Here is an 8119-nt window from a genome sequence, read left to right as displayed (position 1 = left end):
GCCGCCATTATCAAGATAAAACTGCCTTCCCAAAGCTAACTGGACAGGCTCCTAGTCTCCGTCGGAAACGTCACGGTCTCATTCAAAGCGCGGCCACGTGAATGTTCGCTGCCCGTCGAGCGCGCGACGCCGCCGCCAGCATCGAAGTCGTTGCGCCTAATTCAGCGACTAACAGACTACAAGGCTGCATCATGAAACAGGTATCCGAAATGACCGCGCGATGCACCGCATTTTTCTCGCAGGTGTTAGCATTCAGCCTCATCGTTGAGACCGCAGCTGATCCCGCCGGTCATTGAAATCTCCGCGTTTTGCATTGTGGTCCGCGGCCACACGCGAGCAGCGCCGCAGTTGGCAATTGCGACGGACAGCGAAATCGATCATCAAATCTATCCTTGATCGTTCGGCGATTCTTGCGTCTACTCGTGCGCTGCGGTCTGTCGCATTGACATGCATCAACCGAGGGTCATTATTCCATGGAGACGCTTCGCAAGCGCTCGCGCCTGCGCGCCGTGTACGTGACTCCAAAGTTACTCGGTCGTTATCGAGAGAACCCCAGAATTTGTGACACGCTCTTCTATGGCGGATTAGAGCCAAACTCGGAATCCGGCGATGCGCGCCGCGAAGCGATTCAGCTGGCGCCGTCTCAAACCAGGAGCGCGAGCCAGATGAAAGCTCGATATGCGGGCGCCCAGAACTGGGGTCAGCGACGACCGCAGTGTCGTGACCAGGCTTCCGTTATCGCCTACCTGCGGGAATGGGCCGATGCGGCATGACGAACAGCGATCCCTGCTGCGCGCTTGGCGGCAGTCGCGGCCAGGTCAGCGCCGTCGCGATCGCCACGATGGCCGAGCACATTAGGGTTGATGAAAAAGCTCCAACGTGCAGCCAGCCAATGCGGACATCGCGTCGAAGCAGGCAAATTCGCCGATGCTGAATTGCGCGTGAAAGCCGGACATCAGCGGACGCTTCGCTGCACGTTCCAGTTCGACCGCATTGACATTCGCAGCGACATCGATCGAGCCGAGCGAGGCGCCGAAGGCAACCAGCGCGGCCTCGAGCTCCAGAGGCGTACTGGCAACCGCGAGCCACGGCAGGATGAGCGCAATTCCGAAGCCGCCGATCAGGATGATCGGTTTGCTGCCGTAGCGCGCGCACAACAAATCGCTCAAAATCATCGAGACGACCAAGCCGACGCCCAAGCAGAGCAGCAGAAAACCGAGAACTCCATCATCGACCGCCAGCCGCTCCTTCGCGAACGGCACCAGCGGCACCCAGGCCGCAATGCCGAAGCCGGCGACAAAAAATGCAAGGCGCGTCGCGAGCCGGGTGGCCAGGCGATCGACGGACATCATCGGTGACCCCCGGAGGAAAAGTTGGTGGTTTCGTGTTCGGACACGCTAAGGACATCACGGCGGAGCGTGAGCGGCTGCGACCGCAGTTGCAGCCGCCCGAACATGCTGTTTCATGTCGCCTCACAGCAAATTGGCGGGGCGGCCGGACGCCACGGAGGAACTGCCGAGTCCGCCCTTACAGCACCGCCCCGCCTCCGACCGGTGATGGTGCCCCGAATGAAGCAAGCGGCGTGCCGATTTTGAAAGTTGGAGGTTCTACAGTCGCTTCGTACTGGGTGTGTGTAGCGTCAAGTCGCGGACATTGGTCTCAAAGCTGCCAAACGGGGCGCTCTCGTTCAGTGCGCCCGAAGGCTCTGCCAAACCGTATCACTATCATGGGTGTGTGATCACGTCGGGGTTCTCGACCACCATGTCGAGCAGCGTGTCCTCGACCATCCGTTAATCCCGCCATTGATCCGGACGCGCGAGCGTCGCCGGACTGGAATACAACCCAATTGGCGATCTTGACGTCCTAGCCGTGGAAATAGGTGCCGGTTTCGGCTCATCGTTGAAGGCGGTCTTGCGCTTCTTGAGCACCAGGCCGACGGTGCCCTGCCAGACTGATTCCTTGATCGCGCCGGTCGACAGGATGAGCCCGCCCTTGGTCTTCTCCGGCTCGATGTAGATGCCGACCAAGACCTTTGTTGTTCAGCAGCTCGATGCTGCACAGATCGCCAATGAGCTTCATAAGCTCGGTCTTCTGGTCCTCCGACTCCGAGCGCCGTTCCCGTGTCGAAACGCATACCATCCCTTCCCTCTCCTCCTACTCTTTCAGGATGTCTTCCATCGTCTCAGCGAGCACCGTGCGCGCGTCGGCGGGCGCCTTGCGGCACCACCTTGCGCTGATACCGGCCCCAATCTTTGAGATTATCCGACGTGATGGCATCGATCACCTATCCAGCTCATCAAGCTTGGGCCTGAAGACGTTCGGCCAGCTTGATGGCGATGGTGACGCTCATTTACAGCCCGCCCACTTGTTTCCGAGCCAATTGCAGGAGCGCCATGCGAATCAGGCGCATCGGACAAGGAAAAGGCCGCCTGCGTTGCCACAAGCGGCCGAAGTCTAGGGAGGAAACGCCCAAGGAGGGCAGGATGCAACCTAGGATGAAAGCCATCAGCAGCTCAATTGAACGCAGGTAATCGTCGAGCATCCAAAGGTGCGACGGAACGATACGAAGGTTTATGTCGAGATCGGCAAGGGCAACGCCAAAATCGCCGCTCGCCGCCGGCATCGGCCGCCATATGCCGCACCAGGATCATTTCCGCAGGTTGGCCTTGTCGCCGTACTTTGTCTTCTCGAGAAGGCCCTCGCCGCTGCCGGCGCCATACTACATCTTGGGGTATGCCTTCACGCGGCCGCCGTTGGCAAAGCCGGCCTTGTAGCTCATTTGGCGCTTTCCGCGGAGCGGCGGGCGGCATCACCCGCGTACTTGAGCTGTCGCGTACTTCGGTCCTTTCGTTGCGGGGGTGTATGCCCGGGGCTTCTGCATCGTGCGGGAGAGCGGTACCGACCCGCGCGGCTCTGCGGCTTTTTTGGAAGCGGGATGTCTTCTCCAAAGGTCCAGTCCTTCTTGAGCGTAATCCTGTAAAGGAACCGAAGCGCCGCGACAGCCGTATGGATTGAATTGGGGGCCAACCTCTTCTCGTTCGTGAGGTAGATTTGATAAGTCCGGATGTGCTCGGGGGTCAGCGCATCCGGCGACATACGGAAGTAACGTGCAAACAGCGATACCTGTTGGAGATGCGATGCCTGTGTATGCGGCGACAGATTCCGCACCTGCATGTCCTCAGTCATCCGTTGTCGAAGAACCGTCATGGGAAGCTCCTTTGCGATATGAAAGCGCTGCAAGCAGCGCCTCCAGCATCTCGCAATCGAACTTCGTCGGGAATGCAGGAAGATCAGATGGTGGTACCGAAGCTTGCCACGAGTCGCCTACCGCGAAGCGGTGATGCGCCGGAGAGGGGCGGACTGTGTTGTATTAGCGAGGAAGCGGGGTAATGCCCGTGAGGTCGTCGCTATTGGATCGGGTCAACCAGCAATGGGAGGAAGGCGGGTTGTGCGACGGATAGCGAATATGGCTCTGTTGAGCTATATTCCCTATCATCGCTGATCGTCGGCTCTCTGATTCGCCCGTTAAAGATGGACGACCTATGCTCGACAATCCGGAGAAGACCACCCGGCTGCTCGCCGCACTCAAGGCAGCTGCGCCATTTGACGTTGAACTGGCACCATCGTTGATCGAATATCTGCAAGCCGAGAATGTTGCCGATGCTGATCGGATGCACCACGTCGTCTGGGATTTGTCATACGCCGGTGACGAGGGCGGTATCATCTGCCATTTGTCTCGCTCGGAAGAAACAGGCAGAGCGCTTGTCGTCTCCCTCACACATGTGCGCGTGCCGCGCTCGATGCCACTTGCAGCGGCCGTTCTGGATTATCAGAAGCACCGAGTGAAGAAGCTCAAGAAGCAGGGCCGGAGGTAGCATAGAAATGGCGCACACGATTATCCGAGGAAAGAATGGTCGTCGATATGAAGTGGAGTTTGAAGACGCGCCGGTACGCGTCGAAGTTCATGCCAGTGAGGAGACCGTCGAGATTTTTGTGGAGGCAGATTTTGAAACGCACCCGGAAGAACGGCGACGTTTTGCGATAATCAACATCCCCCGCCACCTGTTCAGCGAGGCCACGGGTCGGACGGCGCGACGCACAGCGAAGGATCGTTAATGCCGCTGCCGCGCACTCTGTGCCGCTTCCTTCTTCAGGCCGCCGCCATCGCTGCCTACCGCGGAGCGGTTTAGTCCAGTGCCTGCTATATCGACCAAGACATAGGAGGCACAGCGCTGCGATGGAACCGCTGCAAGCCGGCGTCGACTGTTCCGTGATCGCGCCGTGGCTCGGTCATGAATCGGTCGAGACGACGCAGACGTACCTGCACGTCCACCTCGCCCTCAAGGAAGCTGCTCTGGCGAAGCTCAAGCCGTACGAGCGCGGCAAGCGAACCCGCTTCCAGCCGAACGACCGCCTGCTCGCCTTTCTGGAAGCGCTCTGAACGACCAGACTATGCCGAATGGAATGGGGCTGCCGTGCACGCGATCGACGGTGCCAGCGTGACAACGGCGTGCCATACCAAACCCGTTCGGCATAGTTCGGCGGGCGGCATAAACGGCAAGAATTAACGGCGTTGGTTCGCAAGCCTGGCTGGCCGATGTCCTTGCCCGCATCGCCGCCCATCCGGCTCATCGGCTGGACGAGCTCCTGCCCTGGAATTGGACGCCAGCATCAGCGATCTCCGCTCCAGCGGCATGACGACACACGTCAACAAGGTCCATCACGTCACCACAACCAATGGCAGAAGCTGCGAGGAGACCAACCAGGAGTCGGGCTCTCCAGGATTCAGATCTCGGCTGCAGCTAATTATCTGCGGGCTGATACTTTAGACAAGCCGAGCGTGGTGGCGCTCCAAGAACGAGCTGAGATAGATAGGGAATGTCGCGCACGATCCAGCGTACCATTAGCGCGACGGCAACAATCGCTCCCCCAAGAATTCCCGCGACGGCCAACCTGGTCGTGAGATCCCAAAGTTCCCCGTATTGTATCGAATCCATGAGACGAAAGACCGTACCTTGTATCAAGTATAGCAGCAGCGTGCTCTGTCCCAGTTCCACGGTGATAAAGCGGGTCACTCGATTTGAGCGGCCAACTTTCCAGCATTGGAGGACGAGCACGATCACGATCGCTGAGGCCGCTGCGGAGCCAAGAAGCATCAGAAGTACGTTTTTTGCCGACTGCATATCGTGCACTAGGGCGAGATTGTTGTAGATGTAAGTGTCTTTGCGCCAGGCTAGAAAGCACACCAAAGCCGCTATGGAGAGAAACGTGATTAAGAGCGGCTTGTGAGATCGCGTTATGCTCGTCCACCATTCTCTCGACTGAGCAAAAGAGACTCCTAGGCAGAAAAACGGGAAAGTATACCTTATGAGAGGTGATATGGAAAATGTCACAGGCGCAAGTGAGACTAGTATGACTGATACGAATAGGATCCAGGGCGACCGACGATTGAAAATCGAAAGAATTTTGACTAGAAGGAAAGAAACAAAAGCAGCCCAGATGAACCAGTATGTGCCCGCGGAATCGTTTAGAAACTGCAAAACGCTGCCTGGTTGGCTTGCAGACGAGCTAAATGCGGCCAACTTGGCTGTCTCTAGGAGAGCGTACCAAAACAGCATGGGCAACAAGAGCTGCATCGCACGATCACCGATGGCTTGAGTGAATGACTTTCGCAAGAGCGCTCGCCAAGAAAGATATCCGCTTATCGCCATAAAGAGTGGCATGTGGAACATGTAGATCCATTTGAAACATGGCGACTCCCAGAAGCCTTCATCTCGGTAGACGACATATTGGATCAGGTGACCGACGATCACCAAAGTGATGAGCACTCCTTTCGCGAAATCTAAACCTAGATCTCGATCGTTTGCCTCCGGCGTGCGCGCCCCGGGCACAGTCGATCCAGTTATTTTTGGCAATGTATCAAACCTCCCGATATCCCTTGTTCCGATGAGCCGGACACCCGCTTGACTGGGAACACCCGCTGCGACCAAGTACTAGTGCAAGCTGCATCAGAAAAACAGCGGCTCATCATGGTCATTAATTCGGGGGTCCCGGCCAGCATCAAAGGCATTCCTGCCAGATGTCGCGGTCCACTCTCCGAACGGTTCAAGTGCCAGCATTAGGCAGCGGTTCAGGCGGGGTGCAATATCGGAGTGCTGCTGGAGCAAACGTGCGAGCGTCGTCCCCGACCTGGGGAGACCGAGAAGAAAACATACCTCTGACTAGTTGCTTAGGGCCAAGTTTCATGATGTGCCGGTTATACTTGAACAAGGTGAGCAAGGCGCTGACCATCTCAGGAGAGATAGGCCGAGCTGCCGAACATAGGTATAAGCTGCCGGCCACCTATTATGAAAGGCACTTCGCTGCTCCAGCTTTGCATCGCGCAATCAATTCATTCGGCGATAGCGGAGGCATTTTCCATCTACATTCTACGGCTCCCGATAGCTGACGGAGGTCGATGACATGTTCAATTGTACGGAGGTGGGCGATCGGTATAGAAAAGAGGGGACCTGCTATACGAAGGTTTACCGATGGAAGCTCTACCCCAATTCGATCGGCTTGCCTGATCGAGCGGGCGCGTTGCAGCGTGTGCAACCGGAAGAGGTGTTTGCAACCACTGCCAGGGGTCGCCATAGCGGCGTACCAACTCGAGCATGAGAGCCTGAACATATGCAGCGCAGCTTGCGCAGCAGCTCCTCCCACTGGGTGCATTCGGCGTTGCCATCACGAGCAGCTAGTACCCACCCTCCTTAGAGGGTGAGTCGTGATTCAAGATCGGGATGATACCCGAGGCAAGAGAAGTTCACCTTTCGAGGAAGGATCGCAAGGTCCTGGAGGCGCGTTGTCGTTCGCCGGCGACATTGCAGCGCGATTTGAAGCGGGCGCGGATAGTTTTGTTGGCGGCGGCCGGGCGCAGCACGCGGTCGATAGCCAAGGAAGTCGGGGTCCAGCCTCGGATTGTCAGCCTGTGGCGGCATCGCTATGCCGACCTTGGCCTTGCAGGGCTGCAGGAGAGGCCGCGGCCTGGCAAGCAGCCGATCTATACGAAGGCCACCGACAAGCGGATTCTGCGGCTGTTGGACAAGCAGCCACCGGAAGGGTTTGCGCGCTGGACCGGGCCGCTGCTGGCCGAGGCGCTGGGCGATGTTGACGTCCAATATGTCTGGCGGTTCCTGCGCAACCACCAGATCGACCTCGTGGCTCGCAAGTCCTGGTGCGAGAGCAACGACCCGAACTTCACGGCCAAAGCCGCCGATGTTGTCGGCCTCTACGTCGCCCCGCCCGAGAAGGCTATCGTGCTATGCGTGGACGAAAAGCCTTCAATCCAGGCTTTGGAGCGAGCGCAAGGTTATCTGAAGTTGCCCAATGGTCGCGCCTTGACCGGTCAGAGCCACGATTACACGCGGCATGGCACGACAACGCTGTTTGCGGCGCTCGAGGTTGCGACCGGAAAGATCATCGCGACGCATTCAAAACGGCGGCGCCGTGTCGAGTTCCTCGACTTCATGGACAGCGTCACCTCGGCTTTTCCGGACCGCCAGCTTCACGTCATCCTCGACAACCTCAACACCCACAAGAAGAACGAGCACTGGCTAAAGGCCCACCCCAATGTGACATTTCATTTCACGCCGACAAGCGCATCCTGGCTCAATCAGGTCGAGGTTTGGTTTTCGGCCTTGCAGGGGCAGTCGCTCAGCGGCGCTTCCTTCACCAGCCTTAAGCAGCTCCAGGAGCATAGTGCTAGTGGTTCATCACAGTGATTTTGACTCATTGGCGGAGGTTGGATATGCGCGGCCGAGTTTGGCGCGGGCTTTATCGGTTGTGAACATCCATTTGATGCGGTCTCGTACTTTGTTTCGCTGCCGTTGCCATGCTGCGATCTCTTTTCGGAGCCGTTTGGGGTCGTCGATGCGGCTGCCGAGATACTGGCGCTGCAGCACGCTGATCTCGCACTCTACCATGTTGAGCCAACTGGCGTGTTTCGGGGTGTAGTGGAATTCGAGGCGACGCAGGATGCGACCGGCCTCGGCGGGCGCAAATGCTTGATACAGCGCGCCGGCGGTGTGGATCGACAGATTGTCCTGCACGACACGGATACAGGCGGCATCGGGATAATGGA

General features: G+C 58.0%; 8 protein-coding genes and 3 pseudogenes. 5 read left to right on the top strand and 6 right to left on the bottom strand.

Annotated features, from left to right (window positions below; all coding sequences use genetic code 11):
• Positions 1 to 854 precede the first annotated feature (854 nt).
• The 4 genes and pseudogenes from KJQ96_RS37510 to KJQ96_RS37495 all read right to left on the bottom strand — a co-directional run.
• Positions 855 to 1352 carry an MFS transporter gene (locus KJQ96_RS37510; RefSeq protein WP_309142535.1) on the bottom strand — a complete coding sequence of 166 codons (498 nt, stop codon included), beginning with the start codon at positions 1350 to 1352 and terminating at the stop codon, positions 855 to 857.
• Between the two features lie 438 nt (positions 1353 to 1790).
• Positions 1791 to 2027 carry a hypothetical protein gene (locus tag KJQ96_RS37505; protein ID WP_213291060.1) on the bottom strand — a complete coding sequence of 79 codons (237 nt, stop codon included), beginning with the start codon at positions 2025 to 2027 and terminating at the stop codon, positions 1791 to 1793.
• Between the two features lie 323 nt (positions 2028 to 2350).
• Complete coding sequence (locus tag KJQ96_RS37500; protein ID WP_213257616.1) at positions 2351 to 2623, bottom strand: hypothetical protein; 273 nt, start codon at positions 2621 to 2623, stop codon at positions 2351 to 2353.
• 290 nt (positions 2624 to 2913) lie between these two features.
• Positions 2914 to 3207, bottom strand: a pseudogene (locus KJQ96_RS37495) (site-specific integrase); the annotation flags it as partial.
• 335 nt (positions 3208 to 3542) lie between these two features.
• On the opposite strand from KJQ96_RS37495, the gene KJQ96_RS37490 reads away from it, so the two are divergent.
• The 4 genes and pseudogenes from KJQ96_RS37490 to KJQ96_RS37475 all read left to right on the top strand — a co-directional run.
• Positions 3543 to 3875 (top strand): hypothetical protein, encoded by a 333-nt coding sequence (locus KJQ96_RS37490; protein WP_057853677.1) that lies wholly within the window; start codon positions 3543 to 3545, stop codon positions 3873 to 3875.
• 7 nt (positions 3876 to 3882) lie between these two features.
• A complete protein-coding gene (locus KJQ96_RS37485) occupies positions 3883 to 4116 on the top strand; it encodes a hypothetical protein (protein WP_249735019.1) in 234 nt (77 codons plus the stop codon).
• Positions 4117 to 4135: 19 nt separating this feature from the next.
• Positions 4136 to 4441: a tyrosine-type recombinase/integrase gene (locus tag KJQ96_RS37480; protein WP_375293263.1), complete on the top strand. Its 306-nt coding sequence runs from the start codon at positions 4136 to 4138 to the stop codon at positions 4439 to 4441.
• A gap of 113 nt (positions 4442 to 4554) precedes the next feature.
• Positions 4555 to 4698, top strand: a pseudogene (locus KJQ96_RS37475) (transposase domain-containing protein); the annotation flags it as partial.
• 104 nt (positions 4699 to 4802) lie between these two features.
• Here KJQ96_RS37475 and nolL read toward each other — a convergent pair.
• Positions 4803 to 5915 (bottom strand): nodulation factor fucose acetyltransferase NolL, encoded by a 1113-nt coding sequence (nolL, locus tag KJQ96_RS37470; RefSeq protein ID WP_213257573.1) that lies wholly within the window; start codon positions 5913 to 5915, stop codon positions 4803 to 4805.
• A gap of 864 nt (positions 5916 to 6779) precedes the next feature.
• On the opposite strand from nolL, the pseudogene KJQ96_RS37465 reads away from it, so the two are divergent.
• A pseudogene (locus tag KJQ96_RS37465) lies at positions 6780 to 7736 on the top strand (IS630 family transposase); the annotation flags it as partial.
• A 15-nt stretch (positions 7737 to 7751) separates the two neighbouring features.
• On the opposite strand, the gene KJQ96_RS37460 reads toward KJQ96_RS37465, so the two are convergent.
• Positions 7752 to 8119 (bottom strand): transposase (locus KJQ96_RS37460; RefSeq protein ID WP_213291058.1); only part of this gene is annotated, 368 nt, incomplete at its 5' end.

This window comes from Bradyrhizobium sp. sGM-13, from assembly GCF_018398875.1.
GTDB lineage: Bacteria > Pseudomonadota > Alphaproteobacteria > Rhizobiales > Xanthobacteraceae > Bradyrhizobium.
The sequence above is the reverse complement of the archived record's forward strand: the minus strand, read 5'-3'. Positions and strand labels throughout refer to the sequence as shown.

What these genes read in the sequence shown, in the direction of transcription:
- KJQ96_RS37510 (WP_309142535.1), bottom strand. Translation starts at nt 1,352, where the DNA reads ATGATGTCCGTCGATCGCCTGGCCACCCGGCTCGCGACGCGCCTTGCA.
- KJQ96_RS37500 (WP_213257616.1), bottom strand. Translation starts at nt 2,623, where the DNA reads ATGCCGGCGGCGAGCGGCGATTTTGGCGTTGCCCTTGCCGATCTCGAC.
- KJQ96_RS37490 (WP_057853677.1), top strand. Translation starts at nt 3,543, where the DNA reads ATGCTCGACAATCCGGAGAAGACCACCCGGCTGCTCGCCGCACTCAAG.
- KJQ96_RS37485 (WP_249735019.1), top strand. Translation starts at nt 3,883, where the DNA reads ATGGCGCACACGATTATCCGAGGAAAGAATGGTCGTCGATATGAAGTG.